18 protein-coding genes are annotated in these 18,334 nt (G+C 67.4%); 12 read left to right on the forward strand and 6 right to left on the reverse strand.

Annotated elements, in window-relative coordinates; all coding sequences use genetic code 11:
• The first annotated feature begins 98 nt into the window (after window positions 1–98).
• The 8 genes from LRM18_RS08970 (at window position 99) to hslU (ending at window position 7,586) form a co-directional block, all read left to right on the forward strand.
• Window positions 99–2,210, forward strand: a complete 2,112-nt coding sequence (locus LRM18_RS08970; RefSeq protein ID WP_270953636.1) for a S9 family peptidase — start codon at window positions 99–101, stop codon at window positions 2,208–2,210.
• A gap of 53 nt (window positions 2,211–2,263) precedes the next feature.
• The gene (locus tag LRM18_RS08975) at window positions 2,264–2,689 is read left to right on the forward strand and encodes a YbaN family protein (RefSeq protein ID WP_103282035.1); all 426 of its coding nucleotides are present in this window, start codon (window positions 2,264–2,266) and stop codon (window positions 2,687–2,689) included.
• A gap of 82 nt (window positions 2,690–2,771) precedes the next feature.
• Window positions 2,772–3,044 (forward strand): lipoprotein, encoded by a 273-nt coding sequence (locus tag LRM18_RS08980; protein ID WP_270953639.1) that lies wholly within the window; start codon window positions 2,772–2,774, stop codon window positions 3,042–3,044.
• Window positions 3,037–3,888 (forward strand): diaminopimelate epimerase, encoded by an 852-nt coding sequence (gene dapF / locus LRM18_RS08985; RefSeq protein WP_270953641.1) that lies wholly within the window; start codon window positions 3,037–3,039, stop codon window positions 3,886–3,888. Before LRM18_RS08980 ends, dapF begins: the two co-directional genes overlap by 8 nt.
• Window positions 3,885–4,559: a DUF484 family protein gene (locus LRM18_RS08990; RefSeq protein WP_270953643.1), complete on the forward strand. Its 675-nt coding sequence runs from the start codon at window positions 3,885–3,887 to the stop codon at window positions 4,557–4,559. Before dapF ends, LRM18_RS08990 begins: the two co-directional genes overlap by 4 nt.
• 16 nt (window positions 4,560–4,575) lie before the next feature.
• Window positions 4,576–5,472, forward strand: coding sequence for a tyrosine recombinase XerC (gene xerC, locus LRM18_RS08995; protein ID WP_164082546.1), 897 nt, complete (start codon window positions 4,576–4,578; stop codon window positions 5,470–5,472).
• Window positions 5,473–5,557: 85 nt separating this feature from the next.
• Window positions 5,558–6,109: an ATP-dependent protease subunit HslV gene (gene hslV / locus LRM18_RS09000; protein WP_049464619.1), complete on the forward strand. Its 552-nt coding sequence runs from the start codon at window positions 5,558–5,560 to the stop codon at window positions 6,107–6,109.
• Between the two features lie 103 nt (window positions 6,110–6,212).
• Window positions 6,213–7,586 (forward strand): ATP-dependent protease ATPase subunit HslU, encoded by a 1,374-nt coding sequence (gene hslU / locus LRM18_RS09005; RefSeq protein WP_049464617.1) that lies wholly within the window; start codon window positions 6,213–6,215, stop codon window positions 7,584–7,586.
• Window positions 7,587–7,682: 96 nt separating this feature from the next.
• Here hslU and LRM18_RS09010 read toward each other — a convergent pair whose 3' ends face one another.
• Both LRM18_RS09010 and smeT read right to left on the reverse strand, forming a co-directional pair.
• Window positions 7,683–8,675 (reverse strand): Gfo/Idh/MocA family oxidoreductase, encoded by a 993-nt coding sequence (locus tag LRM18_RS09010; RefSeq protein ID WP_150827055.1) that lies wholly within the window; start codon window positions 8,673–8,675, stop codon window positions 7,683–7,685.
• 45 nt (window positions 8,676–8,720) lie between these two features.
• Complete coding sequence (gene smeT, locus LRM18_RS09015; RefSeq protein ID WP_005411090.1) at window positions 8,721–9,380, reverse strand: efflux transporter SmeDEF transcriptional repressor SmeT; 660 nt, start codon at window positions 9,378–9,380, stop codon at window positions 8,721–8,723.
• Between the two features lie 208 nt (window positions 9,381–9,588).
• Between smeT and smeD the strand changes: the two genes are divergently transcribed.
• The 3 genes from smeD (at window position 9,589) to smeF (ending at window position 15,418) form a co-directional block, all read left to right on the forward strand.
• Window positions 9,589–10,773 carry a multidrug efflux RND transporter periplasmic adaptor subunit SmeD gene (smeD, locus tag LRM18_RS09020; RefSeq protein WP_164688589.1) on the forward strand — a complete coding sequence of 395 codons (1,185 nt, stop codon included), beginning with the start codon at window positions 9,589–9,591 and terminating at the stop codon, window positions 10,771–10,773.
• 12 nt (window positions 10,774–10,785) lie between these two features.
• Window positions 10,786–13,908, forward strand: a complete 3,123-nt coding sequence (gene smeE / locus LRM18_RS09025; protein ID WP_049464609.1) for a multidrug efflux RND transporter permease subunit SmeE — start codon at window positions 10,786–10,788, stop codon at window positions 13,906–13,908.
• A 109-nt stretch (window positions 13,909–14,017) separates the two neighbouring features.
• Window positions 14,018–15,418, forward strand: a complete 1,401-nt coding sequence (gene smeF / locus LRM18_RS09030; RefSeq protein ID WP_130768212.1) for a multidrug efflux RND transporter outer membrane subunit SmeF — start codon at window positions 14,018–14,020, stop codon at window positions 15,416–15,418.
• Between the two features lie 79 nt (window positions 15,419–15,497).
• On the opposite strand, the gene LRM18_RS09035 is transcribed toward smeF, so the two are convergent.
• From LRM18_RS09035 to LRM18_RS09050, 4 genes are all read right to left on the reverse strand, one after another.
• The gene (locus tag LRM18_RS09035; RefSeq protein ID WP_049464604.1) at window positions 15,498–15,920 is read right to left on the reverse strand and encodes a low affinity iron permease family protein; all 423 of its coding nucleotides are present in this window, start codon (window positions 15,918–15,920) and stop codon (window positions 15,498–15,500) included.
• A gap of 77 nt (window positions 15,921–15,997) precedes the next feature.
• Entirely contained in the window at window positions 15,998–16,324 is a 327-nt protein-coding gene (locus LRM18_RS09040; protein ID WP_049464602.1) for a hypothetical protein, read from the reverse strand.
• A 74-nt stretch (window positions 16,325–16,398) separates the two neighbouring features.
• Window positions 16,399–16,659 (reverse strand): hypothetical protein, encoded by a 261-nt coding sequence (locus tag LRM18_RS09045; protein WP_064239212.1) that lies wholly within the window; start codon window positions 16,657–16,659, stop codon window positions 16,399–16,401.
• Between the two features lie 199 nt (window positions 16,660–16,858).
• Window positions 16,859–17,311: a nucleoside deaminase gene (locus LRM18_RS09050; protein WP_005419409.1), complete on the reverse strand. Its 453-nt coding sequence runs from the start codon at window positions 17,309–17,311 to the stop codon at window positions 16,859–16,861.
• 80 nt (window positions 17,312–17,391) lie between these two features.
• On the opposite strand from LRM18_RS09050, the gene ubiE reads away from it, so the two are divergent.
• Window positions 17,392–18,153: a bifunctional demethylmenaquinone methyltransferase/2-methoxy-6-polyprenyl-1,4-benzoquinol methylase UbiE gene (gene ubiE / locus LRM18_RS09055; protein ID WP_270953660.1), complete on the forward strand. Its 762-nt coding sequence runs from the start codon at window positions 17,392–17,394 to the stop codon at window positions 18,151–18,153.
• Window positions 18,154–18,334: the final 181 nt, after the last annotated feature.

The following is an 18,334-nucleotide window of genomic DNA, read 5'->3' on the forward strand; positions in this document are numbered from 1 at the left end:
GTTGCCGCATTGCCGGGATTGGGGTCAGATCCCCTTTCGGGAAAACGGATGTGACCCCGCCGAAGACCATTGCATTGATGCGCCAGGAACCCTATTTCATGAAGTCCACCCTCTGCCTGTTGCTCGCCAGCCTGATGACCACGACTGCTACCGCCGCCACTCCGCCCGTTCCGCCGGATGCCGCCAGGCATCCGCATGTGGTCAAGGCGCCGTTCGGCGCGACCCGCAACGATGACTATTACTGGCTGCGCGACGACAAGCGCGAGAACGAGGACATGCTGGCTTACCTGCAGGCCGAGAATGCCTACGCCGACCAGGTGCTGGCGCCGCTCAAGCCGCTCGAAGACACCCTCTACAAGGAGATCGTCGGCCGCATCAAGCAGGATGATTCCAGCGTGCCGGCGCGCGAGCGCGGTTACTGGTATTACAGCCGCTTCGAGACCGGCCAGGACTATCCGATCCACGCGCGCCGCAAGGGCAGCATGGAGGCCGCCGAGGAGATCCTGCTGGACGTCAACGCCATGGCCGCCGGCAAGGGCTATTTCAGCGTCGGCTCGATGGAAGTGAGCCAGGACAACCAGCTGCTGGCCTGGGCCGATGATGATGTCGGCCGCCGCCAGTACACGATCCGCTTCAAGGACCTGCGCACCGGCCAGGTGCTGCCCGATGTGATCACCGGCAGCTCCGGCGACCTGGTCTGGGCCGACGACAACCGCACCGTGCTGTACGTCGAGAACGATCCGGAAACGCTGCTGACCGTGCGGGTGAAAAAGCACGTGCTGGGCACCCCGGTCAGCGCCGACACCGTGGTCTACGAAGAACAGGACGACAGCTTCTACATGGGCATCGGCCGCACCCGCGACGATCGCTTCATCACCATCGGCGTGCACAGCACGGTGTCGTCGGAAGAGCGCTACGCGCCGGCCAACGATCCGACCACGTTCACCGTGCTGGCCCCGCGCCAGCGCGACGTCGAATACGACGCCGACCACTACGACGGCCGCTGGGTGATCCGCACCAACGACGGTGCGAAGAACTTCAAGCTGGTCACTGCGCCGACCGATGCCACCTCGCGCGCGCAATGGAAGGATTGGATCGCGCACGACGATGCGGTGTTCATCGAGGGCTTTGAACTGTTCGATGCGTACACCGCCATCGCCGAACGTTCCGAGGGCCTGGAGCGTATCCGCCTGCTGTTCAAGGATGGCCGCAGCGACTACGTGAAGGCTGATGAGCCGGCGTATTCGATGGGCCTGGGCGACAACACCGAGGCCGACACGCCGTGGCTGCGCTACGTCTACACCTCGATGACCACCCCGACCACCGTGTTCGAACTGAACACCGCCACCGGTGAGCGCCGCCAACTGAAGGTGCAGCCGGTGATCGGCTATGACGTCTCGAAGTACGAAACCGATCGCGTCTGGATCACCGCGCGTGATGGGGTGAAGGTGCCGGTGTCGCTGGTCTACCGCAAGGGCTACCAGAAGGATGGCAAGGGCGCGCTGTTCCAGTACGCCTACGGCAGCTACGGCATGTCGATGGACCCGTACTTCAACCAGACGGCGGTCAGCCTGCTCGATCGTGGCGTGGTGTATGCCATCGCCCACATCCGCGGCGGCCAGGAGATGGGCCGCGACTGGTACGAGAACGGCAAGCTGCTGCACAAGCAGAACACCTTCAACGACTTCATCGATGTCACCCGCGGCCTGGTCGCGCAGGGTTGGGCGGCGAAGGATCGCGTCGCCGCGTCCGGCGGCAGCGCCGGTGGCCTGCTGATGGGCGCGGTGGCCAACCAGGCCCCGCAGGATTACCGGGTGATGGTGGCGCAGGTGCCGTTCGTCGACGTGGTCACCACCATGCTCGACCCGACCATTCCGCTGACCACCAACGAGTACGACGAGTGGGGCAACCCGGAACAGAAACAGTATTACGACTACATGCTGTCCTACTCGCCCTACGACAACGTGAAGCGGCAGGCCTACCCGGCGCTGTTCGTGGGCACCGGCCTGTGGGATTCGCAGGTGCAGTACTGGGAACCGGCCAAGTGGGTGGCCAAGCTGCGGGATGACAACACCGGCCACTACCCGATCCTGTTCCGCACCAACATGGAAGCCGGCCACGGCGGCAAGTCGGGGCGCTTCCAGCGCTACCGCGAGCTGTCCGAGTCGTACGCATTCGTGCTGCAGCAGCTGGGCATCGCCCAGCCTTGAGCGTGAAGGGGTGCCGGGCATTCCCGGCGCCCCGAACCGGTATCCTTGCGGCCATGAGCCTGCCCGAACCACCAGCCTCCGGCGATAGCGCTGTGCCGCCACGCGTGGTGCGTTTCCGCTGGGCGTGGTGGCTGCTGGCCTACGCCAGCCTGGGCACCGGCATCGTCGGCATCTTCGTGCCGGGCCTTCCCACCACCGTGTTCATCCTGATATCGGCGTGGGCCGCCTCGCGCGGATCCGAGCGCCTGCACACCTGGCTGCTGCAGCATCCGCGCTTCGGCCCGGCCATCGCCAACTGGCAGGCGCACGGCGCGGTCAGCCGCTACGGCAAGTGGATGGCCACGATCACCATGGCCGTGTGCGCCTGCATCATGCTGTGGTGCGTGCCGATCGCGTGGGTGAAGTGGTTCTCGATCGGCAGCATGACCGTGGTGGCGATCTGGCTGTGGACCCGGCCACTGCCGCCCCCCGCGGATTGAGCACCGGCGGTAGTGCCGGCCGCTGGCCGGCAACCCGATCCCCTGCACCAACCGCTCAGCCGCCAATGGCTATACTCGGGGCATGAAGATCCCCCATCGAAACGCCATCCTGATTCCGCTGGCAGCGGCCTCGCTGCTGTTCCTCGCCGCCTGCGGCAACAAGGGCCCGCTGGTACTGCCGCAGAAGCCGGTGCCGGTGGAAGAGACCGTCGAACCGGCAGCTGAGCCCGCCACCGAGGCGACCCCGGCGCAGACCCAGGGCACCGCTACCCCGGCCACGACCGTGGACCCGGCCGCACCGGCCGCCCAGCCGGCACCCGCGCCGGAGAAGAAGGCGGGCAGCGGGAATGAGTAAGGCCGGTTCCAAGGCCCTGCGCTTCAGCAAGATGCATGGCGCGGGCAATGATTTCGTAGTGATTGATCTGCGTGACGGCACCGCGCCGCCCACGCCTGAACTGGCCGCGCGCCTGGCCGACCGCCACACCGGCGTCGGCTGCGACCAGATCCTGACCATCGAGGCGCCGCGTGCGGACGGTTCGGTGGCCTCGTACCGCATCTGGAATGCCGACGGCTCCAACTCCGAACAGTGCGGCAACGGCGCGCGCTGCATCGCGGCCTGGCTGGTGCGCGAAGGCAGTGCGCAGGGCGAGCAGTTCGTCATCGACAGCCCGTTGGCCAGCCATGAAGTGAAGGTGCTGGGCGATGGCCAGTTCGCCGTGACCATGGGGGTGCCCGCGTTCGAGCCGGCCAACGTGCCGCTGGTGGGCTTTGCCCACCCGCGCGAGGAATACCTGCTGCCGCTGCAGGGCGAGAGCGTACGCTTCGCCGCAGTGTCGATGGGCAACCCGCATGCCGTGATCGAAGTGGGCCTGATCGATGCCGCACCGGTCGAGCGCGTGGGTGCGCTGCTGCAGCAGCACGCGTCGTTCCCGAGGTCGGTGAACGTGGGCTTTGCCCAGGTCATGGGCCCGGCGCACGCCCGCCTGCGCGTGTTCGAGCGCGGCGTCGGCGAAACCCTGGCCTGCGGCAGTGGCGCCTGCGCCGCCGCGGTGACCCTGATGCAGCGCGGCCGCCTGCAGCGGGATGCCCGCATCAGCCTGCCCGGCGGTGACCTGCGCATCCAGTGGCCGGGCGAGGGCCAGCCGGTGGTGATGGCCGGCCCGACCGCATTCGTCTTCGAAGGGGAGTGGGTGGCATGACCGAAACCGTCGACAAGCTCGGGGCCCATGAAGTCGCTGCCTGGTTGCGGCGTCATCCGGGCTTCCTCAAGCAGTTCCCGGACCTGGCGCTGACCCTGGTGGTGCCGCGTGATGACGGCCCGACCGCGTCGCTGGCCAGCTACCAGCTGGAAGTGCTGCGCGAGAAGAACCGCGAGCTGGCGCGACGGTTGGCCGACCTGGGCGCGACCGCCCAGGTCAATGAACGGCTGGCGGTGCGTACGCACCAGCTGACCCTGGCACTGATGAAGCAGGACAACGCGGCTGACACCCTGCGCGCGATGGCCGCATCGCTTGAGGAAGACTTCGCCGGCGACCTGGTGCGGCTGGTGGTGCATGCGCCGGTGGCCGGGCTGGAGCAGGCCGACTGGCTGCAGGTGATCGCTGCCGATGATCCGCAGCTGGGGCCGTTCCGCGACTGCCTGAAGGACGGCGAGCCGATCTGCGGCCGCCTGCAGCCGGAAAAGAACGCCGTGCTGTACGGCGCGCGCAGCGAGGAAGTGCAGACCACCGCGCTGCTGCCACTGCCGGGGGTGGGCCTGATCGCGGTCGGCAGCCACGACCCGAACCGCTTCTACCCGGGCATGGGCACGTTGTTCCTGCGCATGATGGGCGACGCCCTGGCCACTGGCCTGAAGCGCTTCGCGGGCTGAGCAGGGTACGACGGCGATGAGCGCGGTACAGGCCTTCCTGCAGCACCTGCAGGTGGAGCGGCGGATGTCGGCGCATACGCTCGACGCCTATCGCCGCGACCTGGACGCGCTGTCGGCCTGGGCCGAGCCGCGCGGCGTGGCCGTGGAAGCACTGGATGCCGATGCGTTGCGCCAGTTCGTGGCCGACGAGCATCGGCGCGGGCTGTCGGCCAAGAGCCTGCAGCGCCGCCTGTCGGCCTGCCGAAGCTTCTACGCGTGGCTGCTCAAGCACGGACGCATCGAGGCCAGCCCGGCGGCGACGTTGAAGGCCCCGCGCGCGCCGCGCCGCTTGCCGCAGGTTCTCGATGCCGATGAGGCCGTGCAGCTGGTCGAGCTGGAGCCGGACGGCGACCTCGGCCGGCGTGACCGCGCGCTGCTGGAGCTGTTCTATTCCTCGGGCCTGCGCCTGAGCGAAGTCTGCGCGCTGACCTGGCGCGATCTGGATTTCGACAGCGGCCTGGTCAACGTGCTGGGCAAGGGCAACCGCCAGCGCAGGGTGCCGTTCGGCCGGCCGGCGCGCGAAGCGCTGCAGGCCTGGCGCGCGGAAAGTGGTGGCGGCCCGGCTTCGCCGGTATTCCCCGGCCGCAACGGGCCGATCAGCCCGCGTGCGGTACAGATCCGCATCCGCCAGCTGGCGCAGCGCCAGGGCCTGTTCAAACAGGTGCATCCGCACATGCTGCGGCACAGTTTTGCCAGCCACATCCTGGAATCGTCCGGTGACCTGCGCGGCGTGCAGGAACTGCTCGGCCACGCCGACATCGCTACCACGCAGATCTACACCCACCTCGATTTCCAGCACCTGGCCAAGGTCTACGACGCCGCGCACCCGCGCGCGAAGCGCCGACGCAGCAACGACGGCAGCGGAGAAAGCTGAACGTTGCCCCTGCGGCGGCCGGTCGCGGGTGGCTTGAAGGGCGCAGCGCAGTCCCCACCTCTGGTTCTGTCACCCCGGAGGCATCATGGACCCCAGTCAGAACCCCAACGTTTTCCACGCCACCACCATCGTCTGCGTCCGTCGCGGCGAGCACGTGGCCATCGCCGGCGACGGCCAGGTCACGCTGGGCCACACCGTGATGAAGGGCAATGCACGCAAGGTGCGCCGCCTTGGCCGCGACGGCCAGGTGCTGGCCGGCTTCGCCGGTGCGGCCGCCGATGCCTTCACCCTGTTCGAGCTGTTCGAGGCCAAGCTGGAGAAGCACGGCCAGTTGCAGCGCGCGGCGGTCGAACTGGCCAAGGATTGGCGCACCGAGCGCCGCCTGGGCAAGCTGGAAGCCCTGTTGGCGGTGGCAGACAAGGAAACCTCGCTGATCATCAGCGGCACCGGCGATGTGATCGAGCCAGAGGACGGCATCATCGCCATCGGCTCCGGTGGCTCGTACGCGCTGTCTGCGGCGCGCGCGCTGATGGCGCACACCGCGCTGGATGCGCGCACCATTGCCAGCGAAGCGATCGGCATCGCCGGCGACATCTGCATCTACACCAACCGCAACGTGGTGGTCGAGGAGCTGTGAGGGTAGCGTCGGCCGCTGGCCGGAAACCTCATGCTCCCCCGCACGCGTGCCTGGTTGCCGGCCAGCGGCCGGCACTACCGACAAAGAATCCGTGAGCACATCCATGTCGAAGATCGAAGTTTCCTCCGCCACCATGACCCCGCGCGAGATCGTGCAGGAACTGGACCGGCACATCGTCGGCCAGCACGACGCCAAGCGCGCGGTGGCCATCGCCCTGCGCAACCGCTGGCGCCGCATGCAGCTGGTGCCCGAGCTGCGCAATGAAGTGATGCCGAAGAACATCCTGATGATCGGCCCGACCGGCGTCGGCAAGACCGAGATCGCGCGCCGCCTGGCCACCCTGGCCAACGCGCCGTTCGTGAAGGTCGAAGCCACCCGCTTCACCGAAGTCGGCTATGTCGGCAAGGACGTCGAGCAGATCATCCGCGACCTGGCCGATACCGCGGTCAAGCTGTATCGCGAACAGGCCAAGGTGCGCGTACGCACCCAGGCCGAAGAGCGCGCCGAAGACCGCATCCTCGATGCACTGCTGCCGCGTCGCAGCGGCGGCATCGGTTTCGATCCGGAAGTGGCGCGCAACGAGCCGTCGGCGCAGGACAACGAGACCCGCATCAAGTTCCGCAAGATGCTGCGCAACGGCGAGCTGGACGAGCGCGAGATCGAACTCGACCTGGCCGCCAACGTCAGCATGGACATCATGACCCCGCCGGGCATGGAGGAAATGGGCCAGCAGCTGAAGTCGATGTTCGCCAACCTGGGGGGCGGTGCGAAGGCGCACAAGCGCACGCTGACCATCAAGGCCGCGCGCCCGTTGCTGGTCGAGGAAGAGGCCGGCAAGCTGGTCAACGAGGACGACATCCGTACCGCCGCGATCGAGGCGTGCGAGCAGCATGGCATCGTCTTCATCGACGAGATCGACAAGGTCGCCAAGCGCGGTGACAACGTGGGCGGTGGTGATGTATCGCGCGAAGGCGTGCAGCGTGACCTGCTGCCGCTGGTGGAAGGCTCCAACGTGTCCACCAAGTACGGCACGATCAAGACCGACCACATCCTGTTCATCGCGTCGGGCGCGTTCCACCTGGCCAAGCCCAGCGACCTGATTCCGGAACTGCAGGGTCGTTTCCCGATCCGCGTTGAACTGGGTGCACTGAGCAAGCATGACTTCGTGCGCATCCTGACCGAACCGAAGGCCGCGCTGACCAAGCAGTACGAAGCACTGCTGGCCACCGAAGGGGTCAAGGTCAGCTTCACCGCCGATGCCATCGACCGCCTGGCCGAGATCGCCTTCCAGGTGAACGAGCGCCAGGAGAACATCGGTGCCCGCCGCCTGCACACCGTGCTGGAGCGCCTGCTGGATTCACTCAGCTACGAGGCGCCGGACCGTGACGGTGAAAGCCTGGCGATCGACAGCGCCTACGTGGACAAGCACCTGGGCGAACTGGTGCAGGATCCGGACCTGAGCCGCTACATCCTGTAACGCCCGATGGGGTCGGATCCCTCGCCGCGGCGAGGGCTCTGGCCCCGCCCGCTGCAACAGAAAAGGCCGCCGCAAGGCGGCCTTTTCCTTGTGCGGTCAGCGCGATGGCCGGGTGCGGTAGTCCCGCAGCACCTGGTCGATCACCGCACTGGTGCGCGCAGCGCTGGCGCCGGTCGAGGGCGAACGGCCGCTGCCACGCAGCTCGCCCACGAGGTGCGCGATCAACGGCTGCTGGATCGACGGCGGGTTCGGGATGTCGAAGGCCTGCACGCCCGCTTCGGTTTCCAGCACCACCGGTACATCCTCGAAGGTCGCAAAGCGCAGCTGGCCACGGTCGCCGGTGATCTCGACCTCATCCTGGCGACGGAACGCGCAGAAGCTCCATTGCGCGATGCCATGCACGCCTGGCCCGATGCGGAAGCACATCGAGACGCTGTCCTCGGCGGCGTAAGCGCCGGTCAACGAACTGGCCAGGCCGCGCACATCGCTCAGCGGCCCCAGCAGATGGTCGAGCAGGTCCAGCGTGTGCGAGCCTAGGTCGACGAACAGCCCGCCGCCGGCGATGGCGGGGTTGGTCCGCCAGAAATCCGGCGATGCGGCAGCCGCCGAATGCGGCCGGTGCAGGGTCGCGCGCACGCTGCGCGGCGTACCGATCGCGCCGCTGTCCAGCAGCTGCTTCACCTGCGCGAAACGGGGCAGGGCACGGCGGTAATAAGCCACGAACACCGGCACGCCACGGCGCGCGCTGGCCTCCAGAACGCGTTCGCATTCGCCATGGTCCATTGCCATCGGCTTTTCGATGTAGACCGGCTTGCCTGCGGCGATCGCCTGCAATGCGTACTGCATGTGCGTGGAGGGCGGCGTGGCGACGTACACCGCGTTCACTTCCGGGTCTGCGATCAGTGCATCGGCATCCGCGTACCAGCGCGCAATCGCGTGGCGGCGCGCATAGTCTTCGGCCAATGCGGCATTGCGGCGCATGACCGCCGCCACCCGCGAGCCGGGCGTACTGGCCAGCGCCGGACCGCTCTTCTTCTCGGTGACGCTGCCGCAGCCGATGAAGCCCCACACCACGTTGTCCAGGATCATCGATCTACCCTTGCAGGGGCGCCGCAGTGATGGGAGCAGCCTCGTTCACGCCTCGGGCAGCGGCTCGGGGACGGTGCCGGGAACGAACACGCCGTCCTTCACGTAGGCAGCCAGAGTCATGTCCAGCGCGAGCATGCCATCGCGCTTGAGGTCCATCAGGTCCGGTTCGACCATCGCGCCGTGCAGCACGCCCAGCACGGTGGCGTGCAGCATGCGTGCGGCGATCTTGGGGTCGGCACCCTCGCGCAGCTGGCCCAGGTCGCGGGCGCGGCGCAGCGCGCGCTCCATCCGGTCCAGCGCATCACGGAAGCCGGCCTGCTGCATTTCGGTCAGTACCCGGGTGTCGGCCGACGCATCACTGCGCAGCATGATCTCCATGGTCTTGCGCAGGCGCTCGTCCTCGGACAGCTCGATGAACGAGTGGATCATCACCGCGCGCAGGTCGTGCACCGGGGTATCGCGCTGGTCGGTCGAGGTGCGCTCCAGTTCCTGCATGAAAGGCAGGTGCACGCGTTCGACGATCGCGGCCAGCACCTCGCTCTTGTTCTTGAAGTGCCAGTAGACCGCGCCGCGGGTGTAACCGGCGCGGGCACCGATCATCTCCAGCGTGGTCCGGGCCACGCCGTGTTCATGGAAGCAGGCTTCGGCGGCGTCAAGGATGCCTTCCCGGGTTGCCTGGGTGTCCTCTTTGGTCTTGCGGGCCATGGATGAGTACGAGTGCGGGTGAAACGTCGCTGAATTGTACCTGTTTACAAACAAACAAGCATGTATGTATATTTCGCTCCCATCATTCCCGCCGTGTACCTGGCAGGCCGCCCGTGGCCGCCGCCGCACGCCGGAGCGCGTTGCCGGCCGGCCCCATCGGTCAATATCAGCGCATTTTGAGATTCCTTCCCCTGAGAGCCTTTCCGTCATGTTGCTGAGCCGAATCCGACCCATTGCGTTGTCGCTGGCGATCGCTGCGACCGTGGCTGCCTGTGGCGGCCAACCCCAGGCCCCCGAGCAGGGCCCGGGCGAGGTCAGCGTGGTCACCCTGAAGTCCGAGACCGTGGGCCTGACCCGCGAACTGCCGGGCCGTACCAACGCCTTCCTGGTCGCCGAAGTGCGCCCGCAGGTCAATGGCATCGTCGCCAAGCGCCTGTTCACCGAGGGCGGCATGGTCAAGGCCGGCGAGCCGCTGTACCAGCTCGACGACGCCAGCTACCGCGCCCAGGCCAACAACGCCCGCGCCCAGCTGGCCCGTGCCGAAGCCACCGCCAATGCCGCCCGCCTGAGCGCCAGGCGCATCACCGAGCTGGCCAAGGTCGATGCGGTCAGCCAGCAGGACCTGGAAAACGCCGTGGCCGCGCAGAAGCAGGCCGAAGCGGACGTCGGTGCCGCCAAGGCCTCGCTGGATGCCGCCAACGTCACCCTGGGCTACGCCCGCATCACTGCGCCGATCAGCGGCCGCATCGGCAAGTCCAGCGTCACCCAGGGCGCGCTGGTCAGCGCCGGTCAGGCCAATGCACTGGCCACGGTGCAGCAGCTGGACCCGATCTATGTCGACCTGACCCAGTCTTCGGCCGAGCTGCTGCAGCTGCGCCGCGAACTGGCTGCCGGCCGCCTGCAGGACAACCAGACCCTCCCGGTCAGCATCCTGATGGAAGACGGCAGCACCTTCGAGCACAAGGGCACGCTGGAGTTCTCCGAAGTCAGCGTCGATCCGACCACCGGCAGCTTCGGCCTGCGCGTGAAGGTGGACAACCCGGACGGCCTGCTGATGCCGGGCATGTACGTGCGTGCGGTGATCGGCGGCGGCGTGCGCAGCGATGCGGTGCTGGTGCCGATGCAGGGCATCGCCCGCGACCCGAAGGGCGACACCACCGCGATGGTGGTCGGCAAGGACAACAAGGTCGAAGTGCGCCCGGTCAAGGTCAGCCGCACGGTCGGCGACAAGTGGCTGGTCGAGGACGGCCTGAAGGCCGGCGACAAGGTCATCGTCGAAGGCCTGCAGAAGATCGGCCCCGGCATGCCGGTCAAGGCCACCGAGAAGGGCGCAGCTCCGGCCACGCCGGCAGCGACCGCCCAGCCTGCCGCCCCGGCCGGCGACGCGAAGTAAGCGGAGAACCCCATGGCACGCTTTTTCATCGATCGACCCATCTTTGCGTGGGTGATCGCCATCATCATCATGCTCGCCGGCGGCCTGGCCCTGTTCAAGCTGCCGGTCTCGATGTACCCCAACGTCGCACCGCCGGCGGTGGAAATCAGCGCCACCTACCCGGGTGCGTCGGCCAAGGTGGTCGAGGACTCGGTGACGCAGATCATCGAGCAGAACATGAAGGGCCTTGATGGCCTGATCTACTTCTCCTCCAACAGCTCGTCCAACGGCCAGGCCACCATCACGCTGACCTTCGAGAGCGGCACCAACCCGGACATCGCCCAGGTGCAGGTGCAGAACAAGCTGCAGCTGGCCATGCCGCTGCTGCCGCAGGAAGTGCAGCGGCAGGGCATCAACGTGGCCAAGTCCAGCTCGGGCTTCCTGAACGTCATCGCGTTCGTGTCCGAGAATGGCAGCATGGACGCCAACGACATCGCCGACTACGTCGGTTCCAATGTCGTCGACCGCCTGAGCCGCGTGCCGGGCGTGGGCAACATCCAGGTGTTCGGCGGCAAGTACGCCATGCGCATCTGGCTGGACCCGAACAAGCTGCACACCTATGGCCTGTCAGTGCCGGAAGTGACCGCTGCGATCAAGGCGCAGAATGCCCAGGTAGCGATCGGCCAGCTCGGCGGTGCGCCATCGGTGAAGGGCCAGCAGCTCAACGCCACCATCAACGCGCAGTCGCGCCTGCAGACCCCGGAACAGTTCCGCAACATCATCGTGCGCGGCGCGCAGGACGGTGCCGAGCTGCGCCTGGGCGACGTTGCCCGTGTCGAACTGGGTGCCGAATCCTATGACTTCGTCACCCGTTACAACGGACAGCCGGCCAGCGGCCTGGCGGTCACCCTGGCCACCGGCGCCAACGCGCTGGACACCGCCGCCGGCGTGAACGCTGCTCTGGAGGACATGAAGAGCTTCTTCCCGGCCGGGTTGAAGGCCGAGGTCCCGTACGACACCACCCCGTTCGTGCGCGTGTCGATCAAGGGCGTGGTGCAGACCCTGATCGAAGCGATCGTGCTGGTGTTCGTGGTGATGTACCTGTTCCTGCAGAACTTCCGCGCCACCCTGATCCCGACCATCGCGGTGCCGGTGGTGCTGCTGGGTACGTTCGGCGTGCTGGCGATGCTGGGCTTCTCGGTGAACATGCTGACCATGTTCGCGATGGTGCTGGCGATCGGCCTGCTGGTGGACGATGCCATCGTGGTGGTGGAGAACGTCGAGCGCATCATGTCCGAGGAAGGACTGTCGCCGCTTGAAGCGACCCGCAAGTCGATGGGCCAGATCACCGGTGCGCTGGTCGGCATCGGCCTGGTGCTGTCGGCGGTGTTCGTGCCGATGGCCTTCATGAGCGGCTCCACCGGCGTGATCTACCGCCAGTTCTCGGCCACGATCGTCTCGGCGATGGCGCTGTCGGTGCTGGTCGCGATCGTGCTGACCCCGGCGCTGTGCGCGACCCTGCTCAAGCCGCTGAAGAAGGGCGAGCACCACGTCGCCCACCGTGGCCTGGCCGGTCGCTTCTTCAATGGCTTCAACCGCGGCTTCGACCGCACCAGCGAACGCTACCAGCGCGGCGTGCGCGGCATCATCCACCGTCCGTGGCGCTTCATGGGCATCGTGGCGGCGCTGTTCGTGCTGATGGGCGTGCTGTTCGTGCGCCTGCCCAGCTCGTTCCTGCCCAACGAGGACCAGGGCGTGCTGATGGCGCTGGTGCAGGCGCCGGTCGGCGCCACCCAGGAGCGCACGCTGGAATCGATCGCGGCACTGGAAAACCACTTCCTGCAGAACGAGAAGGACGCGGTGGACTCGGTGTTCTCGGTGCAGGGCTTCAGCTTCGCCGGCATGGGCCAGAATGCGGGCATGGCGTTCGTCAAGCTGAAGGACTGGAGCGAACGTGACGCCAACAATGGCGTGATGCCGATCACCGGCCGCGCGATGGCGGCACTGGGCCAGATCAAGGATGCCTTCATCTTCGCCTTCCCGCCGCCGGCCATTCCGGAACTGGGTACCGCCTCGGGCTACACCTTCTTCCTGAAGGACAACAGTGGCCAGGGCCACGAGGCCCTGGTGGCCGCGCGCAACCAGCTGCTTGGCCTTGCCGCCGGCAGCAAGAAGCTGGCCAACGTGCGCCCGAACGGCCAGGAAGACACGCCGCAGTTCCGCATCGACATCGACGCAGCCAAGGCAACCTCGCTGGGGCTGTCGATCGACCAGATCAACGGCACGCTGGCGGCCGCATGGGGCAGTTCGTACATCGATGACTTCGTCGATCGCGGCCGCGTCAAGCGCGTGTTCGTGCAGGCCGACCAGGCGTTCCGCATGGTGCCGGAGGACTTCGATCTCTGGTCCGTGAAGAACGACAAGGGCGAGATGGTGCCGTTCAGCGCCTTTGCCACCAAGCACTGGGACTACGGCTCGCCGCGCCTGGAGCGCTACAACGGCGTATCGGCAATGGAAATCCAGGGTGAACCGGCCCCGGGTGTTGCCTCCGGTGATGCCATGGCCGAAATCGAGCAGCTGGCCAAGCAGTTGCCGGCAGGCTTCGGCATCGAGTGGACGGCGATGTCCTACCAGGAGCGCCAGGCCGGCTCGCAGACGCCGCTGCTGTACACGCTGTCGCTGATGATCGTGTTCCTGTGCCTGGCCGCGATGTACGAAAGCTGGAGCGTGCCGACCGCGGTGCTGCTGGCCGCCCCGCTGGGCATCCTCGGTGCCGTGCTGGCCAACACCTTCAAGGGCCTGGAGCGCGACATCTACTTCCAGGTGGCGATGCTGACCACGGTGGGCCTGACCAGCAAGAACGCGATCCTGATCGTCGAGTTCGCCAAGGAAAACCTGGAGAAGGGCGCCAGCCTGGTCGACGCGATCATGCACGCCGTGCGCGACCGCCTGCGTCCGATCGTGATGACTTCGCTGGCCTTCGGCATGGGCGTGGTACCGCTGGCGATTTCCAGCGGTGCCGGCTCCGGCGCCAAACAGGCGATCGGCACCGGCGTGCTGGGCGGCATGATCGTCGGCACCGTGCTCGGCGTGTTCTTCGTGCCGCTGTTCTTCGTGGTGGTGCAGCGCGTGTTCAAGCGCAAGTCCGCGACGTAAGTGAATCGGTAGTGCCGGCCGCTGGCCGGCACCTGCTGCTTGCTTGATGTGAATCCAACGAGGTTGCCGGCCAGCGGCCGGCACTACCTCCTGCCATCCGGCAGTACCGATGGAAGCCATTCCCATGAAAAGTGCATCCCTGTTCCTCTCCATTGCCGCCGCGCTCGCGCTCGCCGGCTGCTCCACCCTGGCGCCGAAGGACACCGCCGTCGCGCCGGCCATCCCGGCGCAGTGGCCGGCCGAGGCCGCGCAGGGCCAGGTCGCCGATGTCGCCGCCGTCGGCTGGCGCGACTTCTTCACCGATCGGCGCCTGCAGCAGGTGATCGAGCAGTCGCTGCAGAACAACCGCGACCTGCGCGTGGCCGTGCTCAACGTCGAACGCGCGCGGGGGCAGTACCGCGTGCAGCGTGCCGACCGCGTGCCCGGCGTGGCCGTGACCGGGCAGATGCAGCGCCAGGGCACCGACGCCGGCGTCACCGAGCAGTTCACCGCCGGGGTTGGCGTGGCCGAGTTCGAGCTGGACCTGTTCGGCCGCGTCCGCAACCTCAGCGAAGCGGCGCTGCAGCAGTACTTCGCCGTGGCCGCCAACCGCCGCAACGCGCAGCTGAGCCTGGTGGCCGAGACCGCCACCGCGTGGCTGACCTATGGTGCCGATGCGCAGCAGCTGAAGATTGCCGAGGCCACGCTGAAGACCTACGAGGATTCGCTGCGCCTGGCCGAGGCACGCCACGAACGCGGTGGCAGCTCCGCCCTGGAGCTGACCCAGACCCGCACCCTGGTCGAGACCGCACGCACCGATGCCGCGCGCCTGCGCGGGCAGCTGGCCCAGGACCGCAATGCGCTGGCGCTGCTGGCCGGTGGCCAGCTGGATCCGGCATTGCTGCCGGACAGCATCGGCCCGCAGCTGCTCGCGCTGGCGCCGCCGCCGGCGGGCCTGCCCAGCGACGTGCTGCTGCAGCGCCCGGACATCATGGCCGCCGAGCACCAGCTGCTGGCCGCCAACGCCAACATCGGCGCCGCACGTGCGGCGTTCTTCCCGAGCATTTCGCTGACCGGCAGCATCGGCAGTGGCTCGACCGAACTGTCCAACCTGTTCGACAGCGGCACCCGCGTGTGGAGCTTCCTGCCGAAGATCACCCTGCCGATCTTCCAGGGCGGCAAGCTGCGCGCCAACCTCGCCATTGCCAATGCCGACCGCGATATCGCGCTGGCGCAGTACGAGAAGGCGATCCAGGTGGGCTTCCGCGAAACCGCCGACGCGCTGGCGCTGAACGTCAGCCTGGACGAGCAGGTCAGCGCGCAGCAGCGCCTGGTGGAGGCGGCCGAGCAGGCCAATCGCCTGTCGCAGGCGCGCTATGACGCCGGGTTGGACAGCTTCGTGACCCTGCTCGACGCACGGCGCACCGCCTACAACGCGCAGCAGACCCAGCTGCAGGCCCAGCTGGCGCAGCAGTCCAACCGCATCACCCTGTACAAGGTGCTGGGCGGCGGCTGGCACGAGCGCGGCTGAGAGAAAGCCGGCCCGCGGCCGGCTCTTCCTTGATGATCGAGGGCAGTGCCGGCCGCTGGCCGGCAGTGTCACTACAGGGCTAGACCGCTTCGTCGTCACGCCGCGCGGCGTGGCAGGCGCGGACGCGCGCCAGCGCGTCGCCGGCTTCGCGTGCCATCTGCTCGTACTCGCGCCGGATTTCTTCCAGCCGCTCCTCGTCCAGTTCTTCCAGGTCCAGGAGCTCGTTGTTGGCCTCGCTGGTCGCGCGGATCAGCTCGTCCAGCTTGATCTGCATCGCGGCAGTGTCCGCGTTCTGCGTGTGCTGGATCAGGAACACCATCAGGAACGTGATGATGGTGGTGCCGGTGTTGATCACCAGCTGCCAGGTGTCGTTGAAGCCGAACACCGGACCGCTGATGCCCCAGACCACCACGATGGTCACGGCGGCCAGGAAGGTCCAGGGCGAGCCGGTGGCTGCCGCGGCCTTCTTGGCGATGGTGTTGAACAGGTTGCGTGCTTTCATCGTCGTCCGTCCCACTCAGGTGACGAGGATGATCGGTAGTGGCTCGTGCAGGGACCGTGCAGCCGCTTCGCCGCAGCTCAGGCGCGCAGGCGCGGCGCGTCCTGCAGGCGTACCGGGCTGCTCTGGTAGACGTGCTGCCAGCAACGGTCGACGAATTCGCGGGCCTGGGCTTCGCTCAGGCGGGGCATGATCTGCAGGGCGTACTGGGTCTGGAACATCTCGTCGCGCTGCGCATTGCTGGCGCGCGGCTGGGTGATCAGCGAATCACAGGCGAACTTGATCCACGGCACGTAGGAGCCGAACGAGTTGTGCGGCAGCGCGCCGTCGGCATGCTGGCGGCGCCAGTGATCAAGCTCGGCGTCAACGTTGATGACCGGGGGAATGGCGGGAACTTCAGCGTGCATGTCGATCCAATCGGTTGAGGTGGATGGGAGTGGGGGGTGATCGCAGTGTGGCGTATGCGCCGGTGCATGCCGTGTCAGCGGGATGTGGAGCCGGCGTTGCGATTGCCTATGAGCTGCGCGTGCTCGACGGCGCCGAGGTCTTCGGCCATGTCAGCCATGGCGTTGCACAGGCGCTCATGCTCCAGCGGATGGCTGCGCGCCAGTTCCAGCTGCAGCCCCTGGTAGGCGGTCCAGAACAATGCACCGCGCCGATGCAGCGCGAACTGTTGCTGCAGGCGGTCGCGGATCGGGGCAAGAATCGGGTCTGGCGTAGGGCGTACGGCGTGCGCGCACATGGCTGGCTCCGCCGGGGAAAGGAGCCCCGGTGAACCCCACCGTAGGCGTGTTGGCGGGGGCGAGTGTTACCGCAACGTGTGCAGGCCCGCTCCCTGACTGTGCACACGGTCACAGTGATGGCCGCAAACGCTGCCGGCACTAGAGCGTGCCGGCACTGAAGCGTTCATTAAACGGGTGGAACGGCAGGCGCTGCGCTGCTCATTCACCGATGTCTTCGTTCCAGATGTCCGGGTGGCGGCTGATGAAATCACCCAGGAGGTCCACGCATTCCTGGTTGTCCAGGTCGATCACGTTGACGCCGTTCTCCCGCAGCCAGTCGATGCCGCCCTGGAACGTGCGCGATTCGCCCACCACCACGGTGCCGATGTTGAACTGGCGCACCAGTCCGGAGCAGTACCAGCACGGGGCCAGGGTGGTGACCATGATGGTGTCCTGGTAGCGGCGCTGGCGGCCGGCCTTGCGGAAGGCGTCGGTCTCGCCATGCACCGACGGGTCACCTTCCTGCACGCGACGGTTGTGGCCGCAGCCGAGCAGGCGCCCGTCGTTGTGGTACAGCGCCGCGCCGATCGGCACCCCGCCTTCGGCCAGGCCCTGGCGGGCTTCGGCGATGGCGGTCTGCAGCAGGGCCTGGTAGTCGGGCGTGGTGATCATGTGGGGCTCCGGTAAGTCGTGGCCCGCCATGATACGGGCAGGGGGTGCCGCTGGCCCCCGGCGGTGCGATAATCGGGGGCATGAGCGAATCCCCCTACAAAGCCGGTACCACCCATTTCGGGTTCCGCGACGTCGCCGCCAAGGACAAGCAGAAGCTGGTCGGCCAGGTGTTCACCTCGGTCGCGCGCAACTACGACCTGATGAACGACCTGATGAGCCTGGGCGTGCACCGGGCGTGGAAGCGCTACTACGTGGCGACCGCGCAGGTGAAGCCGGGCGACCGCGTGCTGGACCTGGCCGGCGGCACCGGCGACATCGCCGCCCTGCTGAAGGAGCGCGTCGGCGCCGAGGGTTCGGTGGTGCTGGGCGACATCAACGCCGGCATGCTGTCGGTCGGCCGTGACCGCCTGACCAACCGCGGCCTGGTGCTGGGCCTGGACTACGTGCAGTGCAACGCCGAAGCCCTGCCGTTCCCGGACCACAGCTTCGATCTGGTCACCATTGCCTTCGGCCTGCGCAACGTGACCGACAAGGACGCCGGCCTGCGCGAGATGTACCGCGTGCTGAAGGTGGGCGGCCAGGCCCGCGTGCTGGAATTCTCCGAAGTGACGGCGGACTGGTTCAAGCCGATCTACGACTTCCACTCGTTCAAGATCCTGCCCAAGCTGGGCAAGCTGTTCGCCAACGATTCGGACAGCTACCAGTACCTGGCCGAGAGCATCCGCAAGCACCCGCCGCAGGACGAACTGAAGGCGATGATGGGGCAGGCCGGCTTCGAGCGCTGCCACTACAAGAACCTGACCGGCGGCATCGTTTCGATCCACTCCGGCTACAAGCTGTAAGCCCGGTGTCCGGGTAGTGCCGGCCGCTGGCCGGCATCCCCGTGCCCGGTCATCGTCCGTGCGGATGCCGGCCAGCGGCCGGCACTACCGGTGCTGTGGGCCGCCATTACCCCGCACCGCGCAACGCCTGCGCGGCCGGAGGGAGGTACCATTGGGGTTTGATCCCCGTAACGGTCCCGAT

The sequence above is a fragment of the Stenotrophomonas sp. PI_27 genome, from assembly GCF_027854495.1.
Taxonomy (GTDB): Bacteria; Pseudomonadota; Gammaproteobacteria; order Xanthomonadales; family Xanthomonadaceae; genus Stenotrophomonas; species Stenotrophomonas pavanii.

Coding starts and splice junctions, on each gene's coding strand:
- LRM18_RS08970 (WP_270953636.1), top strand. CDS start 99: ATGAAGTCCACCCTCTGCCTGTTGCTCGCCAGCCTGATGACCACGACT.
- LRM18_RS08975 (WP_103282035.1), top strand. CDS start 2,264: ATGAGCCTGCCCGAACCACCAGCCTCCGGCGATAGCGCTGTGCCGCCA.
- LRM18_RS08980 (WP_270953639.1), top strand. CDS start 2,772: ATGAAGATCCCCCATCGAAACGCCATCCTGATTCCGCTGGCAGCGGCC.
- dapF (WP_270953641.1), top strand. CDS start 3,037: ATGAGTAAGGCCGGTTCCAAGGCCCTGCGCTTCAGCAAGATGCATGGC.
- LRM18_RS08990 (WP_270953643.1), top strand. CDS start 3,885: ATGACCGAAACCGTCGACAAGCTCGGGGCCCATGAAGTCGCTGCCTGG.
- xerC (WP_164082546.1), top strand. CDS start 4,576: ATGAGCGCGGTACAGGCCTTCCTGCAGCACCTGCAGGTGGAGCGGCGG.
- hslV (WP_049464619.1), top strand. CDS start 5,558: ATGGACCCCAGTCAGAACCCCAACGTTTTCCACGCCACCACCATCGTC.
- hslU (WP_049464617.1), top strand. CDS start 6,213: ATGTCGAAGATCGAAGTTTCCTCCGCCACCATGACCCCGCGCGAGATC.
- LRM18_RS09010 (WP_150827055.1), bottom strand. CDS start 8,675: ATGATCCTGGACAACGTGGTGTGGGGCTTCATCGGCTGCGGCAGCGTC.
- smeT (WP_005411090.1), bottom strand. CDS start 9,380: ATGGCCCGCAAGACCAAAGAGGACACCCAGGCAACCCGGGAAGGCATC.
- smeD (WP_164688589.1), top strand. CDS start 9,589: ATGTTGCTGAGCCGAATCCGACCCATTGCGTTGTCGCTGGCGATCGCT.
- smeE (WP_049464609.1), top strand. CDS start 10,786: ATGGCACGCTTTTTCATCGATCGACCCATCTTTGCGTGGGTGATCGCC.
- smeF (WP_130768212.1), top strand. CDS start 14,018: ATGGAAGCCATTCCCATGAAAAGTGCATCCCTGTTCCTCTCCATTGCC.
- LRM18_RS09035 (WP_049464604.1), bottom strand. CDS start 15,920: ATGAAAGCACGCAACCTGTTCAACACCATCGCCAAGAAGGCCGCGGCA.
- LRM18_RS09040 (WP_049464602.1), bottom strand. CDS start 16,324: ATGCACGCTGAAGTTCCCGCCATTCCCCCGGTCATCAACGTTGACGCC.
- LRM18_RS09045 (WP_064239212.1), bottom strand. CDS start 16,659: ATGTGCGCGCACGCCGTACGCCCTACGCCAGACCCGATTCTTGCCCCG.
- LRM18_RS09050 (WP_005419409.1), bottom strand. CDS start 17,311: ATGATCACCACGCCCGACTACCAGGCCCTGCTGCAGACCGCCATCGCC.
- ubiE (WP_270953660.1), top strand. CDS start 17,392: ATGAGCGAATCCCCCTACAAAGCCGGTACCACCCATTTCGGGTTCCGC.